The organism is Phyllobacterium sp. 0TCS1.6A, from assembly GCF_026420825.1.
Taxonomy (GTDB): Bacteria; Pseudomonadota; Alphaproteobacteria; order Rhizobiales; family Rhizobiaceae; genus Phyllobacterium.
Genome location: NZ_JAPMAB010000003.1, coordinates 41,254 through 59,063, shown reverse-complemented (window position 1 = coordinate 59,063; position 17,810 = coordinate 41,254). Strand labels below are relative to the sequence as shown.

At 56.0% G+C, this 17,810-nt stretch carries 15 protein-coding genes and 1 pseudogene; 8 read left to right on the top strand and 8 right to left on the bottom strand.

The genetic code is table 11. The annotated features are described in order from the left end of the window. Position 1 precedes the first annotated feature (1 nt). Positions 2-1,168: a C45 family autoproteolytic acyltransferase/hydolase gene (locus OSJ75_RS08445; RefSeq protein WP_267227562.1), complete on the bottom strand. Its 1,167-nt coding sequence runs from the start codon at positions 1,166-1,168 to the stop codon at positions 2-4. A 226-nt stretch (positions 1,169-1,394) separates the two neighbouring features. Between OSJ75_RS08445 and OSJ75_RS08440 the strand changes: the two genes are divergently transcribed. Further along, complete coding sequence (locus OSJ75_RS08440) at positions 1,395-2,300, top strand: GntR family transcriptional regulator (RefSeq protein ID WP_267228023.1); 906 nt, start codon at positions 1,395-1,397, stop codon at positions 2,298-2,300. Between the two features lie 202 nt (positions 2,301-2,502). Here OSJ75_RS08440 and OSJ75_RS08435 read toward each other — a convergent pair whose 3' ends face one another. Continuing rightward, positions 2,503-3,156, bottom strand: a complete 654-nt coding sequence (locus tag OSJ75_RS08435) for a TetR/AcrR family transcriptional regulator (RefSeq protein WP_267227561.1) — start codon at positions 3,154-3,156, stop codon at positions 2,503-2,505. Between the two features lie 69 nt (positions 3,157-3,225). Here OSJ75_RS08435 and OSJ75_RS08430 point away from each other — a divergent pair, with 69 nt between their 5' ends. Continuing rightward, positions 3,226-3,954, top strand: a complete 729-nt coding sequence (locus OSJ75_RS08430; protein ID WP_267227560.1) for an SDR family oxidoreductase — start codon at positions 3,226-3,228, stop codon at positions 3,952-3,954. Between the two features lie 125 nt (positions 3,955-4,079). Here OSJ75_RS08430 and OSJ75_RS08425 read toward each other — a convergent pair whose 3' ends face one another. The 6 genes from OSJ75_RS08425 to OSJ75_RS08400 form a co-directional block, all read right to left on the bottom strand. After that, positions 4,080-4,853, bottom strand: coding sequence for an ABC transporter ATP-binding protein (locus OSJ75_RS08425; RefSeq protein ID WP_267227559.1), 774 nt, complete (start codon positions 4,851-4,853; stop codon positions 4,080-4,082). Next, positions 4,850-5,803, bottom strand: coding sequence for an iron chelate uptake ABC transporter family permease subunit (locus tag OSJ75_RS08420; RefSeq protein ID WP_267227558.1), 954 nt, complete (start codon positions 5,801-5,803; stop codon positions 4,850-4,852). Before OSJ75_RS08420 ends, OSJ75_RS08425 begins: the two co-directional genes overlap by 4 nt. After that, positions 5,796-6,758 (bottom strand): ABC transporter permease, encoded by a 963-nt coding sequence (locus OSJ75_RS08415; RefSeq protein ID WP_267227557.1) that lies wholly within the window; start codon positions 6,756-6,758, stop codon positions 5,796-5,798. Before OSJ75_RS08415 ends, OSJ75_RS08420 begins: the two co-directional genes overlap by 8 nt. An 83-nt stretch (positions 6,759-6,841) precedes the next feature. Next, positions 6,842-7,786 carry a siderophore ABC transporter substrate-binding protein gene (locus OSJ75_RS08410; RefSeq protein WP_250016081.1) on the bottom strand — a complete coding sequence of 315 codons (945 nt, stop codon included), beginning with the start codon at positions 7,784-7,786 and terminating at the stop codon, positions 6,842-6,844. Positions 7,787-7,805: 19 nt separating this feature from the next. After that, positions 7,806-8,702, bottom strand: coding sequence for an alpha/beta hydrolase (locus OSJ75_RS08405; RefSeq protein WP_267227556.1), 897 nt, complete (start codon positions 8,700-8,702; stop codon positions 7,806-7,808). Positions 8,703-8,758: 56 nt separating this feature from the next. After that, entirely contained in the window at positions 8,759-10,735 is a 1,977-nt protein-coding gene (locus tag OSJ75_RS08400; RefSeq protein WP_267227555.1) for a TonB-dependent receptor domain-containing protein, read from the bottom strand. A 350-nt stretch (positions 10,736-11,085) separates the two neighbouring features. Here OSJ75_RS08400 and OSJ75_RS08395 point away from each other — a divergent pair, with 350 nt between their 5' ends. From OSJ75_RS08395 to OSJ75_RS08370, 6 genes and pseudogenes are all read left to right on the top strand, one after another. Continuing rightward, positions 11,086-12,546: a glycosyl transferase family protein gene (locus OSJ75_RS08395; protein WP_267227554.1), complete on the top strand. Its 1,461-nt coding sequence runs from the start codon at positions 11,086-11,088 to the stop codon at positions 12,544-12,546. Positions 12,547-12,642: 96 nt separating this feature from the next. Then, on the top strand, positions 12,643-13,653 hold the full coding sequence (locus OSJ75_RS08390) for a LacI family DNA-binding transcriptional regulator (RefSeq protein WP_267227553.1): 1,011 nt from the start codon (positions 12,643-12,645) through the stop codon (positions 13,651-13,653). Between the two features lie 20 nt (positions 13,654-13,673). Then, entirely contained in the window at positions 13,674-14,951 is a 1,278-nt protein-coding gene (locus OSJ75_RS08385) for an ABC transporter substrate-binding protein (protein ID WP_267227552.1), read from the top strand. A gap of 111 nt (positions 14,952-15,062) precedes the next feature. Continuing rightward, a complete protein-coding gene (locus OSJ75_RS08380; protein ID WP_267227551.1) occupies positions 15,063-15,911 on the top strand; it encodes a carbohydrate ABC transporter permease in 849 nt (282 codons plus the stop codon). Further along, complete coding sequence (locus OSJ75_RS08375) at positions 15,908-16,729, top strand: carbohydrate ABC transporter permease (protein WP_250015979.1); 822 nt, start codon at positions 15,908-15,910, stop codon at positions 16,727-16,729. The genes OSJ75_RS08380 and OSJ75_RS08375 overlap by 4 nt, the downstream gene beginning before the upstream one ends. A gap of 11 nt (positions 16,730-16,740) precedes the next feature. Further along, a pseudogene (locus OSJ75_RS08370) lies at positions 16,741-17,795 on the top strand (ABC transporter ATP-binding protein). Positions 17,796-17,810 lie beyond the last annotated feature (15 nt).

The window sequence follows — 17,810 nt, the reverse complement described above, 5'->3', positions numbered from 1 at the left end:
TTCAGCCTTCGATAAATAGGGATTTCGCGCGTGGTGCGGCATCGGCAGGAAGCGGCGTGTAATCCTGCAGGCAGTAGGTCGCAAACTCGCGATTCAAGGCTGGCAAGGGCGCGATTTCCATCATGCCGAGAGCCGCCTCCATCACCACCATGGCGACCGTGGCCGTGATATTGTCGTGGTTGCCCGGACGTGGCGGACGGCACACGGCATAAGGCGTCAGGAAGTCATCAAACAGCGCTTCTTTGAGTTCCTTACGGCCAATTTTGCCGCCACTAGCTTCAAGGCATTGGCGCACACGCCAGTCGCGATAAAAGCTTTCCGGCACGTATGGAATGCCTGTGTCGCGCAGTTTCGCCAGCGCAATTGGACTGACCCAATGATTTGCATGAACGATAAGATCGTTCTCTGGCAGGATTGGGAAGGATTCATCCGGCGCACATTCAAAATCAATGCCAAAGCCAGCACTGGTGGCGATCATGATATTGTTTGAGCAGGACTTCGGCGTCGAAGCCACGGCTTTTATGGCTTTGGCAAAATGCTCCTGCTCCAGCACCTTACGACGCACGAGACCAAGCGGAACGCCAAGCTTCTTATAGTCGCGCTCACATTCAAGATAATTGGCGGTAATCGAGATACCGGCTTCATTAAAGCCGCTGCGCGCCAGACCTCCGGCTTCAACAAAAGTAATGAAATCAGGGCCATTATTGTTGCGGACGCGCAGTACGATACCAGTCTCCACGCATTCAGAACGCCAGTCCCAGTTCTGGCCATGCACCAGATTACCGGACGAGCTCTTCGCAGGCATGATGAGCGCGCCGGTACAGCCGTCATCCTGCTCTTCCGGATCGGGCGCGCCGGTTTCCAAACGTGCTACTGCCACGACCTCAGTGCGTGCGTTGATCATAACGATCTGCTCAAACGGAACTTCGGCGCCCTTGGCAATGCCACGCATTTCTTCGACGTAGGACGCGTCGAACTCCTCGATCTTTTGTGCAAATTCCTCGACAATGCGTTTCTTACGCGCAGGTGAAAAACCGAAAGCGTCAAGCGTACCCGCATAAAGACGGGCGCTGCACCTAATACGTTCTGCGGCCAGAATCCCATATTGACGACCACGCTCCGCTGGAGCGCCCGAAACCGTAATGAATGGAAAAGGAGAAACTGACATGGGCATCCGTATTTTGTATTTTATATTCGCTTAATACATTTTTGCATCCGTTATTTGCGGCGTCAATAGTTTTTTGTTACCATATGGAGCATTTTCCGCGTGCCATTTTCATGCACGATTGCCCGCCATTCCAATGGGGTAAGCGTTATGAAAATGACCACTTGTGAAACACGCGGTATTCTTTGATTTTATAAAAAATGGACATTCAAGGACACGGCACGTGAATATGAATATTAGGCGTTCGGCGGAGAGCGGACTCGGTCTGAGCAACCTTCAGGCAGAAGTTGCGCATAAAATGGTTTCGCTCATATCCGCTGCTCGTTGGAAGATTGGCGATCGGCTGTCAGATGCCGCCATTGCCAAGGAGCTTCGAGTGTCGCGCTCACCTGTGCGTCAGGTGCTCAATCTGCTGGTGCAACGCGGTTTAGTTCGTCAGACACCCAATCGCGGATATCAACTACATCGCTTCCCTGAGCCGGATGAGTTGAATGACGAGTTGCTCCCGCCGTCGGAAGCGGAAGATATTTACCGAAGGCTGATGAGTTTGCGTGCTTCGGGCGTTGTTGGTGATGAAGTATCGGAAGCGGAACTTGCCGATCAACTCGGAGCTACGCGTGGTGCAGTTCGTCGAGTTTTAATGCGCTTTGCTACTGAAGGTCTGGCAGAACGTCTGCCCGGTCACGGATGGCGGTTTGCCGAGTCGCTCGACAATGAGCGTGCCGTCAATGAAAGCTATGCGTTTCGCCTCGTGGTGGAATGCGGTGCGCTTTCTCAAACGGATTACGCACCTGAACCAAGCCAGCTTGCCGCTCTGCAGCGTGAGCAAAAAGAGATACTGGCATTGCCGCTTCAACGCCTTACAAAAGATATCTGGTTCAGTGCCAACGCCAACTTTCACGAAACCATCGTTTCATGGGCGAATAATCGCTTTTTCACCCAATCCGTGCGCTGGCAAAACCACCTGCGGCGCATGACTGAATATTCCGACTTTGCGAGACTGGGCGAAGAGCGGATTCGCAAGGCATGCAAAGAACATTTGGGTATTCTTGACGCAATTGAAAATGGGGATCTCGAGTTTGCTTCTGCGCTCTTGAAGCGGCATATAAGCAAATCTGGAAAAGAAAATGTTTAGCTCGATAAAGTGTAAAGCTTTCTTCCAACGTGATTGATATCATCATTATAGTAATTAAAATTACCAAGAACATATTACTTATAACCATTGTTAATAGTATAATGTTGAATACACATCGCAGTGTGGGAGTTCAACTCATAGGCCCTAAATTAGCGGCCGCACGATCGTGTACAAGCGAGCGTAATCAAATCCCCTGGCGTACTCAATTCGCAAGGCTCATTGGATCGGACAATTGCATTGCGCGAATGTAGGCAACGCACATGATCCGCAATTGCTGGCGGAGGCCATCGTCGATGGGACCGGCAACTGCGCGCTCGAAAGCATTGCGAACTGCCCCGAAAATCACAGTCAGAATGACCCTGGTCACCAGGACGGGATCGGTAGAAGGTGCGTCGGATGCGCTCGCGAACATAGCGACGGCAGCCGCGTCAGTACGAGCTATGAACGCCGAAATGAGTGCTTCGTTATCCATCTCGACAACAGATCGGTACAGGGCACGAGTCACGTCGGCGCGTTCCGTTTTTGCTTGCCAATAGGTATCGATAAGGTTTTCAACCATGCTTTCCATGACGTCGCCCCGCCGCGCGGTGCATGCCGTTTTTATCTTCTCGGCGAGAGCGTCCAGGTAGACTTCGTTCACCGCATAGATCAACGCCTGCTTGTTCGGGAAATATTGGTACAATGTGCCAACCGAGACGCCAGCGCGTTCTGCCACTCTCGTCGTTGTCAGCTCTGAGAGCCCGTCCTTCACCAAAAGCTGAATCGTTGCTTCGTAGATGGCCTCAAGCGTCGCCGTCGCCCGCCTCTGTTGCGGCGATTTCCGGCGCTTTAACGATGATGGCACTTCGATGTCCAAAAGCGAATCCTCAAACTGAGGATTTCTTCATATCTTTATCTGCGGACAAAAACTAGAAAAGGGAAGCGCATGCAGCAAAATCTTATCGCTCTCGTAACCGGTGCAAACAAGGGAATTGGTCTCGAAACCGCTCGCCAACTCGGTCAACGTGGCGTCAGCGTTATTGTCGGCGCGCGCAACGCGGACAGAGGCACTCAGGCAGTTCGCGAACTGAGGGCTGAGGGCATCGAGGCTACCTTCGTTGAACTCGAAGTCAGTGATGAAACCAGCATCGCTGCTGCTGCACAGCACATCCAAGACGCGCATGGCCATCTCGACATCCTTGTCAACAACGTTGGCATATGGAACATCAAAGACGATGGGCCGCCAACTTCAGCTTCCCCAGCGGTCATCCGCGAGACGATGGAGACAAACTTCGTAGCCATGGTCGCGGTGACACAAGCAATGCTGCCGCTTCTGCGACGATCTTCTGCGGCGCGTATCGTCAACCTATCGAGCACACTGGGTTCACTCGATGCCAATAGCGATCCGTCTAACCCCTATTACGCGTCGCGTCTTCTGGCCTACAATGCCTCCAAGGCGGCGGTGAACATGTTTACAGTCCAGCTTGCACAGGAACTGAAGGACACGGGAATTTGCGTGAACGCGGTCAGCCCCGGTTTCGTCAAGACTGATCTCACCGGTGGACAGGGTCTCGCAGGGGCGGCGGACGGTGCGAGAGCACCAGTCAAGTATGCGCTGCTCGAGGACGGCGTCAGCGGACGCTTCGTGGATATAAACGGTGAAATTCCATGGTGAGACTCAGTCGGGGTCGCATCACGGTACCGTTCCGATGGGTGCGACCTTCGATGTCACGTCAATCTGGATTGCGAGCAATGACAGCCGCATTTCCGATTTCAGATGGCCGGCCACAGATATAATGATTATCGCTTGTCAGGTGTGGACCAGTAAACGCCGACACGTTTGCCATCGATGATTTCGACTGGGATTTCCATCTCGTAAATATTACCAAGGATGTCCGGTTGAATGAGCTCATCCGGTGATCCCTGGTGCAGTATCTTGCCTTGACGCATGGCAACTATGTGGTCGGAATAACAGGAGGCGAAGTTGATGTCGTGGAGAACCACTACGATGGTTTTGCCTAATTCATCTGCTGCACGGCGCAATAGCTTCATCATCATGACCGAGTGTTTCATGTCGAGATTGTTAAGCGGTTCGTCAAGCAATACATAATCCGTGTCCTGGCACAGGACCATCGCCAGAAAGGCACGCTGCCGCTGCCCGCCGGAAAGCTCGTCCAGAAAGCGTCCACTTAATTCCTCAAGTCCGAGATACCCGATAGCCCGTTCGAGATGCTTGCGGTCTGCTTCGTTCGGGCGGCCTTTCGTGTGGGGATAACGACCGAACATTACAAGGTCACGCACAGTAAGGCGGGAATTGATTACATTCTCTTGTCGCAATATCGAAAGGCGTTTCGCCAGTACGTCGTTAGGCGTCGTGGTCACGTCAAGGCCGGAGACTGTCACGCGCCCTTTGTCCATGGGAAGCAGACGGCTCACCATGGAGAGCAGTGTAGATTTTCCTGCCCCGTTTGGCCCTATGATGGATGTGATGCCGCGAGCAGGCAGGCTGAGGGTCACATCATCGACAACGAGTGTACCATCATAGGATTTACTGACTTGGCTGATTTCGATCAACGTGCATGCCCCCTGACGAGAAGGATAATGAAGACCAGACCGCCCAGGAACTCTATGATAACGCTAAGCGCGGTGTTGAATGAGAAGACCCGTTCGAGCACCGTCTGCCCGCCGACAATGCAAAGAATTGCAAGCAGCACTGCCACTGGAAGAACAAACCGGTGCTTTGCAGAACCTGCGATCATGTAGGCAAGATTGGCGACAAGCAGCCCAAAAAAAGTGACCGGTCCCACAAGCGCAGTCGAGACCGAAACAAGCACTGTGACCATGAATAGAATCCTGCGTACCACACGGTGGTGATCAACGCCCAGATTGATTGCCGGATCACGCCCTAGAGAGAGGACGTCGAGGACGTGAATGAAGCGCAGTCCGTATAGCGACACGGCAATGACGATACAGGCTGATATGATCAGGATATCGCTGTTGATCGTATTGAAACTGGCAAAGAAGCGGTCCTGCAAAACAGCAAACAGGTTGGGATCGAGCATTCGCTGCATCAGATTGGAAATGCTGCGGAAGAATACACCGCAAACGATGCCGACAAGCATTACGAGATGCAGGCTGCGCGCGGCACCTGAAAATAGCCAGTGGTACAGTGCACCGGCGAAGATTACCATGACGAAGGTTTCTGCCAGGAACCGCACGTTTGGCCCGAGCCAGTCGATGTGTACAGCACCGAAAAAGAAAACCACCAGCGTCTGGATCAGGATATAGAGCGCGTCGAAACCCATAATCGAGGGAGTGAGTATGCGGTTATTGGTTACTGTCTGGAATAATACGGTCGAAACAGCAATCGAATAGGCCACCAGCACCATCGCTGCCAGTTTGGTACCTCGGAAGGACAGGATGAATGCCCAGCCACCCTTAGCTCCGAGCGTCATGAAGGCGACGGCGGCAATCAGGGTGAGCAGGCAAAGCAGCGATAGCAGGAAGGCAGGGCGTTTACGCAAATCGCGAGCCCCGCCGCAACAGGAGATAAAGGAAAATAGCGCTCCCTGTCACACCCATCATCGTGCCGATGGGAATCTCGTAGGGATATCGGATCAATCGGCCCGCAATGTCGCATGCAAGGACAAGCCCGGCACCGAGGACTGCAACCCATGGCACAGCACGACGCATGTTGTCGCCGACGAACAGGCTGACGATATTTGGAATGATAAGCCCGAGAAACGGTATCGAACCGACGGTGACTACGACGGAGGCGCTGACCATCGAGACTATGATGAGACCGAGCGTGACGACGTGACGATAGTTCAGGCCGAGATTCGTGGTGAAATCCTCGCCCAGTCCCGCAACTGTAAAGCGATCAGCCACAATATAGGACAATACCGTCAGGAAAAAAGCCAACCATAAGAGCTCATAGCGTCCGCGAAGCACTCCCGAGAAATCGCCAACAGTAAATGAATTGAGCGATTGTAGAAGGTCGAAACGGTAGGCGATGAAGGTGGTGATCGCGCTGACAACTCCACCAAGCATAATTCCGACGAGCGGAACTACCAGTACAGAGCGCAACGGAATGCTGCGCAGGATGCGAAGAAACAGGGCGGTTCCCGCAAGTGCGGTAAGAGAAGCCACAAGCATTTTGCCGAACACGGGCGTTTGAGGCGCAAACAGAATGACCAGCAGAACACCGAGGCTTGCCGATTCCACGGTCCCCGCTGTCGAGGGTTCCACGAAGCGATTGCGCGTCAGCATCTGCATTATCATACCGGAGACAGCCATTGACATGCCGGCGAGGACAATCGCCAGAGTGCGTGGAATACGGCTGACCAGCATGACTTCGGCCGCACGGTCAGTGCTTCCTACGCCCAAGAGTGTACCGAGTGACACGTCGCTCACACCAATAAACAGGCTGATGAAAGCCAGTATGACAACGACGGCTATGGCTGCAGCGAGTCTCGTCACACCTATTTCCTGTCTTGTTACCTGGTCGTGGCTTCGGAACGCCGGATGAAACAGCTGGTCCGGATCGACTGTTTCATGAGCTCTTACTTTGCGTTGTCGAAGGCAGCGGAAATCTGCCTGATCGTTTGGTGCAGTGCTCCCAACCCTCCGCCAATGAGATACCAGTTCTGCGCGTTCAGATAGACCACCTGGTCCTTCTTCCAGGCATTGGTCTGGCGGACCAGTTCGTTGTCGAGAACCTGCCTTGCCGAGTTGCCTTCGCGTCCGATTGCGGCATCGCGGTCTATCACGAACAGCCAGTCAGGATTTGTTTCGAGGATGAACTCCGAGCTAACGGGCTGACCATGATTGCCAATGGAAAGATTCGGAGCTGCGGGCGTGACGCCCAGGCTATCATGCAGAATGCCAAACCGCGATCCGGGGCCGTAGGCGCTGATCTTGCCACCGGACGTGAGGATGAGAAGGCCATTCCCCTTGTTTGCAGCCTTGTTCCTTAGCGCTGCCAGTTCAGCGTCGAGCTTTTCGATTTCCGTCTTCGCGCCGGCTTCCTTGCCAAACAACTGCCCAAGCTTCTCGATATTGGCTTCCGTGCCGGCAATAAAATTCTTGGCATCAAGCGTCAGGTCGATCGTTGGCGCGATTTTTGACAATTCGCCGTATTTCGAGGCCGACCGACCGGCCACAATAATGAGGTCCGGTGCCGCGGCGTTTACGGCTTCATAATCCGGCTCGAACAGCGTGCCTATTTTTGCATAGTCATCGCCTTGGTATTTTTTCAGATATTCGGGGAACGATATGCCGCTCGGCACGCCGGTCACCCTGACACCCAGGCGATCAAGGTTGTCGAGCGTTCCCAGATCGAAGACCAGCACTTTTGCTGGAGAGGCTGGAATCGCAGTTTCACCTTGGGCATGCTTGACGGTTATGTCAGCTGCGTTCGCAGTCGAGACAAGGCTTAACGCCAAGACGGCAGCGCCACACATGCGGGCAAGCCTTTGACCGATATTCATCGTATTCGATCCTTTCATCAATTCTGTGCGCTCCGGTTCAGTTCTTTTCACCGCCGGGCTTTTGTCCAAGCAGCATGAAATTCATCGTATCGCGTACTGTCAGCGGAATCATCGAGCCGTGGCTTTCATCGTCAAAGCGATGAGCGGCCGTTTCCATTCGGAGCAGCCCGGACAGCTCCTGCAGGATATCGGAGCCCGAAGGCCCGCCACGCAATTTCTTCAAGCGTTCTTCGTCCTGCGTTGTCTGACCGGGGCGTGTGCTGCGCTTGCCTGATGTTTCGACAAGAAGGCGGACGGGTAGTGGCGATTGCTTAAACCGCTCGATGAAACGATCCTTGTCTTGCAGGATTGAACGATCGTTCCACCATATCGATGGATCAGCAGCGCTATAGCTCTGGAATGAACTCGTGTGATTGAACAGCACATAAAGTGTAAAAAGCCCGCCCAGCGAGTGTCCGAACAGACCCTGCCTGCCTTTATCAATCTCGAAGCGTTTCTCGATTTCCGGCTTCACCTGTGTCTCGATGAAATGAAAGAATTCATCGCGTCCGCCGGTTTTCGGCACACCGGTCTGTACGGGAATCAGTTCATCCGGCGTTGGCGGAGTGAGATCGAAATATCGTAGCCGAACGATCTCTTTCCGATCGCTGGAAGGGTAGCCGATTGCGACGATTACGGCCTTCAAGTCGGTGTTTTCCGCCATATGCTTTGCTGCGATCGGCAGCATGCGGTTGCCATCGGTCATGTAGATAACCGGATATCCACCGTCAGGCGCCCTTTCAGTAGGCGCAGCAGTAAATATGCGATAGGTAATGCCATTGGCTTCCATATCGAAGGAAGCAATGACGGGCTCCGCTGCCCGCGCGGCAGAAGCAGCAAGTATGCTCGCCACGATGACGCAGGCCTTTTTTTTGATATTCTTCAGAGGGCTCATGAGCGAATCCATGCAGGATACCAGCCGACAGCTGCTGGCACCGTGCAACTCCAGATCTAGAACTGCGATGTCATGCTGACCCAAAACCGACGGCCATCAACCACGGTGTTGAAATCATCTACGCCAACCCTCTTGTCAAAGACATTGTAGACGGCCGCGTTCAGAGTAACGTTTTCGCTGAAATCATATGATCCGCCGAGGTCGAAAGTTGCGTATGGCTTGTACTTCCGTGCAACAACCTTGCCGTTTCGGTAAACAGGCTCGCCAGCAGTCCCGATCCGCGCCCCTGCATTGGTTTCCTCGCCGTGATAATTACCTGCGGCCCATACGCTGAGGCCGTCCACCGGCGTCGTCCAGTCGGCACGCAAGCTGGCCATATGCTTCGGGGTTCGCGCCAATGGCAAACCCATATATTCACCGGTCTGCTGTTCGGAATCGGTATAAGTATAGTTACCGCGCAGGCTGATCGTGTCGGTCGCTTCCCAATTGAAGGTCAGTTCCACACCCTGCATGACGGCTTCATCGATGTTGAAGCTATACCAGAGACGGTAGTTGCGGTCTTCGCTCCAGCGCACCGGATTGCCGTCGGCGTCCATCACCAGTGCATTGCTGATCTTGTCCTTGAAGTCGGTATAGAAATAAGTTGCACCAAGTCGAAGACCGGATTGGTTGTCCCAAAGGATGCTGGCCTCGTAGCTCGTGCTCTTTTCCGGCTGGAGGTCTGGATCGCCGATGATGACACCGCAAGTGCCATTTGGACCATAGGAGCAACCGGCGCCGCCAGTAGCATAGGCATAGCCCGGTGCGATGGTGCGAATCTCCGGAGCCCGGAAGCCGGTGGAGATACCACCCTTGAACGTCAATTGCTCGTTTGCGTGCCAGACAGCATAACCGCGCGGGCTGAAATGTGATCCATAGATATCATGGTGATCCAGTCGCAGTCCGCCTGTGAGGGAAAAATCTTGAGTGATCCACCACTCATCCTCGGCAAAGAGGGCCCATTGATCGACGCTGAATTCTTCATCCAGGCCAGTCCGCCGTCCGGGGTTCTGGTCGGTCAGGACTGACTGCATGAACTGTCCGCCTGTAACGAGGGTATGATCTCCGAAGAGCTCGAAAGGCGTCGTGAACTTGCCGTCCAGTACCGAATTGCGGATCTGCGGCGAACGAAGGTTTTCGATGTAGCTTCTGGTCCCGTTGTCCCAATTGAAGTTGGTTCGCTCGGCTCGTTCCTGCTGGAACGAGAATTCGGATGTTGTGGGCCCCCAGCGACCCGTATGGCTGATCGACCAATGGTCGCGGTCGTTATAATTGTAGGAATCCGCGCCGGACGCAGCTGTGTTGCCGACAGTGGTTTCGCGGCGCAGGCGGGTCTTGCCGAGCTCCAATCGAATATCATGATCCTCGTTGGGCGTGATAGTGATGCGGCCGGTTACGTCGACGTCTTCTTGCTCAGGCGTACCACTGACGATGTTATCTTCCTCGCGCTTCAAACCACGCCCCCAGATCTGAGCGCCAATAAGATCTGGAACCAGCGGACCGGTCAGGTAGTAGGAGCCCTGCAGCGAATTTCCGAACTTCGAATGTTCCTGGACTGTACCGTCGACTGTGAGCGAACCGCTCCATCGATCTGATACCTTTTTGGTAATGACATTGATGACGCCGCCCATGGCATCGGATCCGTAGAGCGAGGACATTGGGCCGCGGATGACTTCGATCCGCTCGATAGCGTTAGCTGGCGGCATGAAGCTCTGTTCGAAGCCGGAGTTGCCGTTGGTGCGTGCATCGCGGGTGCTCTGGCGCTTGCCGTCGACGAGAAACAGGGTATAGGAGCCGGGAAGGCCGCGAATGAAAACGTCTTTTTCAGCTGCAGAGCCGGTGACCGCGACGCCCTGAACATCCTTCAAGGCATCGGTCAGGTCCCGATACACGCCCTTTTTCAGCTCTTCTCCCGGAACCACGGTGATGCTCGCAGGAGCGTCATTGATGGTCTGCTCGAAACCCGTTGCGGTTATTACAATCTGTTTGAGCATGATTGTATCGCCGGATGTCGATCCCGTATCTGCAGCCGTCGAGGTTGTCTGTTCAGCAGCGGTTTCGACAGCTTGCGCAAGGGCGCTTGCCTGGCTCAGATATAGCACCGACGAAAGGGAGGTTCCTGCGAGTATCGTTCTATAAATGAACGATTTAATGGCCCGGCGACCATTCGTACTATTGCCTTCTGATCCCCGACACAGGCTGCTCATTTGTCCACCGCTTAAAGTTGAGTTGTTTACTCTCCTTATGTATGGCAATAAGGTGCCGTCAACGGCCATGTTTTATAAACATTCCAAATTTCAGAAATCGCAAATGGACGGGCTACAGCGCTGTGTCGAGCAAGCAGGTGAAACCGCAACAGCAGCCGGAAGGCGGAGAAAATGAGAACCTTCGCTTGGGGCAATTGCGTCTCCTGATTGCTTTTGACGCACTGCTTGTGGAAGGCAGTGTCGGCGGCGCTGCGAAGCAGATGGGATTGAGTATTGCCGCAATGAGCCGGTTGCTCGGCCAGATTCGCGAGAAGTTCAATGATCCCGTTCTCGTCCGTTCCGGGCGCAATATGGTCGCGACGCCGAAAGCTGAAGCACTGCGCGGGCGGTTGCGGCGCCTGGCCAACGAAGCTGAAACGCTTCTAAGCGCGGAGTTCGCGGAATCACCCACGTCGGACTTCGCAGCCCATCAAGGATGGAAACGCAGTAGCATTGTAGCAGCGCCACCGCTTGGTATCCGCAAAGTCGTTGCGCTTGAAAATCACCCGACGCCCGAACAGCTTGCTCGACAATTCGCCAGTATCCAGGACGAGAGTGACCCCTTGCGAAGGCTCGCAAAATATATCGCCGTGGTTGGACGGAGATCTGGTCAGACCCGCCCATTGGAAATATCGGAAGCAGAGGACGCCTTTTCGACGATCTTCGCTGGCAACGCCGATCCAATGCAGATCAGTGCGCTATTGAGGCTCATCCACTATCGCGGAGAGACCGCGACCGAACTGGCGGGCATGGCGCGGGCAGCTCGGCGAATGTACTCGGTGGATACGGGACTAAATATGCCGGCGCTTGATTGGCCAGCTTATCTGTCACCCAATTCCATGCAGTCGCCGTGGTTTATGCTCTCTGCTCTGCTGGTCGCCAGAGCTGGTTATCCCGTCGTCCTGCATGGCAATTGTGGTACAGGGGACGTTTCCGGCAAACTCGAGATTGCGGCAGAAGCAGTCAATATTCCCATTGCAACCTCGCATGCTCTTGCAGAAAGCGCATTGAAGACGCACAACATCTGTTTCATGCCCCTGGCTGGTTTCGCGCCCCAAATACAAGCACTTCTGGCGCTCTATCCACTGTTCGAGTCACGCTCGCCGATGAACAGTCTTGTTCATCTTCTTAATCCAATACGCCTGAACGCATCGTTTCTCGGGGTTACGCAGCCCACATATCGTGAACTGCACCGCCATGCGGGGGGCATCCTAGGTACAGCCTCGATGTCTGTCGTGTCGAGCAGCCGGGATGTCGCCGAACTGGTTCCACATCGCACGCATACGATCTACCGGCTTGTTGACGGCCGCGAAACGAACCTGCTGCTTCCAACGCTTTCCAAAGACAGGAGCGACAAGCATTCAAGCTTCAGCTCATTCGAATTCTGGTATGGCGTCTGGTCCGGCACGACGATGGACAAGAAGGCAGAGAATACGATCATTGCGACCGCTGCAATGGCGATGATGACGGCAACCAGTGCAGACGACAAAAGTTACGCGCAGTTTTTGGACAAGGCTGCGCAGCTTTGGCGCGTTCGTCACAGTCATCGAGCCGCCTGACCTCCTCGGCCTCGTCTCACAAATATCCATCCAAAACGTTTTGGAGTTGACTCCCAAAACGTTTTGGTTGATCTTCTTCGCATCTCGGGAGGAGACATGGCCAATCTCAAGCAACTTGCCCAATCGCTGGGGCTATCTATCACCACGGTTTCGCGTGCGCTGGATGGTTACGGCGATGTCTCTGCCACAACCCGCGAACGCGTGCGCCAGGCGGCCAAGCAGGCCGGCTACCATCCCAATGCTGCGGCCCGCCGGCTGCGCAAGCAACGGGCCGAACTGGTGGCTGTGACCCTGCCGAGCGAGCCCGGGCATATCGGTCCGGCCCATTTTCTCGAAATGCTTTCGGGTTGCGCCGAGCATCTCGCCGCCGCCGGTCTCAACTTGGTGATCGCACCAGTTCCCAGCGGTGAGAGCGAACTCGACATGTGCCGGCGATTTGTCGACGGCCAAAGAGTAGATGCCATGCTGCTGGTACGCACCAAGCGTCACGACGAACGTGTCGAGTTCCTGCAGTCGCGCGGTATTCCCTTTGTCACCAACGGCCGTACCGAATCGACCATCCAGCACGCCTTTATCGATGGTGACGGCCTATCGGGGTTTCGTCGGGCAACATTGCGTTTTTACGATGCAGGTCATCGTCGCATCGGTCATATCGCCGGCCCGCAGGCTTATTTTTTTGCGCATGAGCGCAAGAAGGGCTGGGAGGCGGCGATGAACGACTGCGCCCTGCCAACCGATCTGTGCATCGAGCAGGCGCCGACCGAACAGGGCGGCTATGAAGCAGCTCTTGAGCTGCTAAATCGGCCCGACCGCCCGACAGCGCTGGTCTGTGCCACCGACGAAATGGCGATCGGCGCGTTGCGAGCACTGCGGGAGGTCGATGGCGGCGATTTGATCAGCCTCATCGGCCATGACGACCTGCCGATCGGCGCATTCACCAGTCCGTCACTGTCGACGATGCGCATGACCGGCGGCAATCTCGGCCATAGTTTTGCATCGCTTCTCCTGCGCACCATTGCCGGCGAACCACCCGAAACACTGCAAGAGCTGCACGCTATCGAGTTCGTCGATCGCGACAGCCACCATCGCTCATCGCCGGTGGCATGAACAAAACCAAGGATGAAACAATGAAGCACCTTTTGTCATTAGCAATCCTGGCCTCAACCGCCATCGGTCTGGCGGTCCCTGCCACAGCGCAGACCGTATTCCTCTCGACCCAGTTGCGCCCTATCGAAGAAGCGACAGCCGTTCGTGAGGAACTCCTGAGCGGCCTCGACAAACCAGCCGATTATGTGGTCGAGGAACCGCCGCAATTTGCTGTGCGCATGGAGGCCGAGCAGCAGGCCGGCAAGCATACTATAAGCCTGGTCGGCGCCCTGCATGGCGAACTGTCGCCGCTGGCAGACAAGCAGACGCTGGAGCCGCTCGACGATCTGGCGAAAAAGCTTGCCGGCGCTGGCATGCCGCAGTCGCTGCTCGATCTAGGCAAGCTCGGGAAGACCGAACAGCAGTACATCCCCTGGATGCAGGCGACCTATGTGATGGCCGCCAACAAGGATGCGCTGCAATACCTTCCGGAAGGCGCCGACATCAATAAGCTTGACTACGACCAATTGATTGCCTGGGGCAAGAACATGGAGAAAGCCACCGGCGCCCCACAGATCGGCTTTCCGGCCGGGCCCAAGGGCTTGATGGCGCGCTATTTCCAGGGCTATTTCTATCCGTCGTTCACCGGCGGCGTGGTACGCACGTTCAAGAATTCCGATGCTGCAGCCGGCTGGGCCAAGCTGAAGGAGTTGTGGACCGTAGTCGCGCCTACCTCGACGAATTATGATTTCATGCAGGAGCCTCTGGCTTCAGGTGAAGTCATGGTCGCCTGGGATCACGTCGCGCGCCTGAAGAACGCCATTTCCGCATCGCCCGACCAATATGTAGTCTTCCCGGCACCAGCCGGTCCGAAAGGACGCGGCTATATGCCGGTCGTCGCCGGCCTCGCCATCCCGAAGGGTGCGCCAGACAAGGACAATGCCACCGCGATCATCGAACATCTGGCGACCCAGGATGTGCAGCTGAAGACCGCGTCCCTGGTCGGCTTTTTCCCGACGCTCAACGTGCAACTGCCGCCGGATCTCGATCCGGGTGTCGCCCTTCTCGCCGGCGCCGTCACCGCCACCCAGAGCGCTCCGGACGCGGTGATTTCGCTGCTTCCGGTCGGTCTTGGAGACAAGGGCGGCGAGTTCAACAAAGTCTATATGGACGCCTTCCAGCGCATCATCCTGCAAAATGAACCGATCGACGCGGTCCTGAAGGCACAGGGAGATACAATGACCAAGCTGATGACCGATGCCAAGGCCCCGTGCTGGGCACCGGACGTCAAAAGCGATGGCGCCTGCCCAGTCGAATAGACCAATCCTCACCCCGGGATGACCGAGCATGTTGTTGGCGGACGCGCAGGTACCGCCCGGCACCGCTCATCCTAGTTCCTCCCAGGTCTGCTTCCTGAAAAGCGAGAGTCGATGACCCAAAACCGATCCTGGATCCCCTATCTGCTGATCCTGCCCACCGTCTTCTTCCTGGGCCTGCTCTTCATCGCGCCTCTGGTCCAGACGATCTGGCTTGCAGTGTCCGATAACGGCATGCCGTCCCTCGCCAACATGCGCACGATGATGATCGACATCAATTTTGGCCGCTCGATCCTCAACACCTTTCTACTGACGCTCGTTGTCGTGCCGGTGATCGCCATGGCGCTGGCCATGGGCACCATGGTGTCGAAGGTCAATGGCGGCCGCGAGACCATTTTGTGGATCTGGACGATCCCGCTTGGCATTTCCGATCTCGCCGCTGGCATGGTGTGGTTATCGATCCTGCAAAATACCGGTTATCTGAACACCTTGCTGTTCAGCATGGGCCTTATCGAGCGGCAGACGGCCTGGCTCACTTACCAAACGCCAGTCGCGCTGTTCGTCGGCATCGCCGTCGCCGAAATCTGGCGCGGCACGGCGATCGTCATGATCATCATCGTTGCAGGCCTCAACCAGGTGCCAAAGGAATTCAAGGAAGCCGCCGAGATTTTTGGCGCCAGTCCCTGGACGCGCTTCACCCGCATCACTCTGCCGTTGATCCGTCCCGCCCTGCAGTCGGCACTGATCCTGCGCACGGTGTTGGCCTTCGAGGTGTTTGCCGTCGTTTATGCACTGGGGGGGCGCAATTTTCCGGTCCTCGTCGGTGAAGCCTACAATTGGCAGAACCAGAACCAGAATTACAGCGTGGCCGCTGCCTATGCGGTGCTGATCATGGTCATCTCGCTAATCGCCACCCTGTTCTATCTCAAGGTCATAAAGGTCGATCCGGAGCGTCTGCCATGAGCAATACGAGCTTTATCTCCGCACGCCGGCTCCTTTTGTGGAGCGGTATCGTGGCTCTCTGCGCCTGGGTCCTGGTGCCCATCTACCTGGTCGCGCTCGGTGCGTTGGGCGGACGCTCCGGCGTATACCAGTGGCCAAAGTCCATCCTGCCCACAGGCGTTTCACTGCAGCCGTTTTTTCTCTTCCTGAAGACGGAAGGCGTCGTCCAGTCGTTCCTGAACTCGCTCGGGGCGGCCGGAATCACCGTTGCGCTGTCTATTCTGCTCGGTGCGCCTGCGGGCTACGCGCTGGCACGCTATAATTTTCGCGGCAAGGACAGTTTTCGTATTCTGGTTCTTCTGACCCGCGCCTTCCCGCTGGCGATCCTGGCGCTGCCACTGACGGTTTCATTCATCCGTCTCGGGCTCTATGATACCGTCATCGGCGTCGGTCTCATCCATACGGTCCTGGCGCTGCCGTTCGCTGCGCTGGTCACACAGGGCATTTTCCTTGGCGTGCCGCGCGAACTGGAAGAGGCCGCCTGGGTATTTGGCTGCACCCGCATCCAGGCTTTCTTCAAGATTGTTGCACCGCTGGCGCTTCCCGGTCTGGTCGCGACCGCCGTCTTCGCCTTCGTCATCTCCTGGAACGAGGTTTTTGCAGCCTCGGTGCTGACGGTGCGTAACCGCACGCTCACCGCCTATCTGCTGACGGTTCTGTCGGAAAGTCCGATGCACTACCGCTTTGCCGGTGGTCTGCTCCTCATCCTTCCTTCTGTTGTCTTCATCTTCGCGGTCAGGCGCTACCTCTTCGCGATCTGGGGCATCTCCTCCAAGTAACGGAATAACTCATGGCCAACATTGTCATCGACAGTATCCGCAAGGACTTCGGCACCTTCCAGGCGCTCAAGGAAGTCTCCTTGACAATCAACGACGGCGAATTCGTCTCGCTGCTGGGACCGTCGGGCTGCGGCAAGACCACGCTGCTGCGTATCATTGCCGGGCTCGAAACCGGGACATCCGGCGATATTAGCGTCGATGGCCGTTCCATCGTCGGCCTGCCGCCAAAAGACCGTGGCCTGGCCATGGTTTTTCAGAACTATGCGGTGTTCCCCCATATGACGGTCTATGAAAATGTCGCCTTCGGATTGCGTATGCAGAAAGCCGATGAGGTTCGTGTCAAGAAACAAGTCGAGAAGGCAGCCGCTCTGCTGCATATCGAGCCGAATCTCGGTCGTTATCCTAACAAGTTGTCTGGCGGCCAGCGGCAGCGTGTCGCCGTGGCGCGTGCGCTCGCAGTGGAGCCCCGCGTGCTTTTGATGGACGAACCGCTTTCCAACCTCGACGCCTTGCTGCGCCTTGAGATGCGCACCGAACTGAAGACAGTGCTGCAGGCGGCCGGCACAACGACGATCTACGTCACACACGACCAGACGGAGGCATGGGGCTGTCCGACCGTATAGCCGTCGTTCATGACGGCCGCATCGAGCAGGTCGGTACGCCGGTCGAGGTCTACAATCATCCGGCCACGCGCTTTGTCGGCAGTTTCATCGGCAACCCACCGATGAATTTCATCAGCATGCCAGTCACCGCTGGCCACGTGGCGATCGGTACCAAGCGGTTCGCGGTGCCGGCCGGCAGCGGTGACACCATCCTGCTCGGCCTACGTGGCGAGACGGTGGAGCGCGCGCCTCACGGACAGGGGCTCGAAATGCAGGTGCGGGTGGCCGAGCCGATGGGTTCGCACCTGCTTCTAACCGGCAGCATTCTTGGTCAGTCCGCACGCGTCATTCTGCCTGCCACGGAAACTGTGCGGAATGGCGAGATGATCGGTCTTACGCTGGACGCCAAGCGTTTGACCTGGCTGTCGCCGGACAGCGGCATTTCCTATCCGGCAGCAGCCTGAGACATCTGGAGTTTT

What these genes read in the sequence shown, in the direction of transcription:
- OSJ75_RS08445 (WP_267227562.1), bottom strand. Translation starts at nt 1,168, where the DNA reads ATGTCAGTTTCTCCTTTTCCATTCATTACGGTTTCGGGCGCTCCAGCG.
- OSJ75_RS08440 (WP_267228023.1), top strand. Translation starts at nt 1,395, where the DNA reads ATGAATATTAGGCGTTCGGCGGAGAGCGGACTCGGTCTGAGCAACCTT.
- OSJ75_RS08430 (WP_267227560.1), top strand. Translation starts at nt 3,226, where the DNA reads ATGCAGCAAAATCTTATCGCTCTCGTAACCGGTGCAAACAAGGGAATT.
- OSJ75_RS08410 (WP_250016081.1), bottom strand. Translation starts at nt 7,786, where the DNA reads ATGAAAGGATCGAATACGATGAATATCGGTCAAAGGCTTGCCCGCATG.
- OSJ75_RS08405 (WP_267227556.1), bottom strand. Translation starts at nt 8,702, where the DNA reads ATGAGCCCTCTGAAGAATATCAAAAAAAAGGCCTGCGTCATCGTGGCG.
- OSJ75_RS08400 (WP_267227555.1), bottom strand. Translation starts at nt 10,735, where the DNA reads ATGCTCAAACAGATTGTAATAACCGCAACGGGTTTCGAGCAGACCATC.
- OSJ75_RS08390 (WP_267227553.1), top strand. Translation starts at nt 12,643, where the DNA reads ATGGCCAATCTCAAGCAACTTGCCCAATCGCTGGGGCTATCTATCACC.
- OSJ75_RS08385 (WP_267227552.1), top strand. Translation starts at nt 13,674, where the DNA reads ATGAAGCACCTTTTGTCATTAGCAATCCTGGCCTCAACCGCCATCGGT.
- OSJ75_RS08380 (WP_267227551.1), top strand. Translation starts at nt 15,063, where the DNA reads ATGACCCAAAACCGATCCTGGATCCCCTATCTGCTGATCCTGCCCACC.
- OSJ75_RS08375 (WP_250015979.1), top strand. Translation starts at nt 15,908, where the DNA reads ATGAGCAATACGAGCTTTATCTCCGCACGCCGGCTCCTTTTGTGGAGC.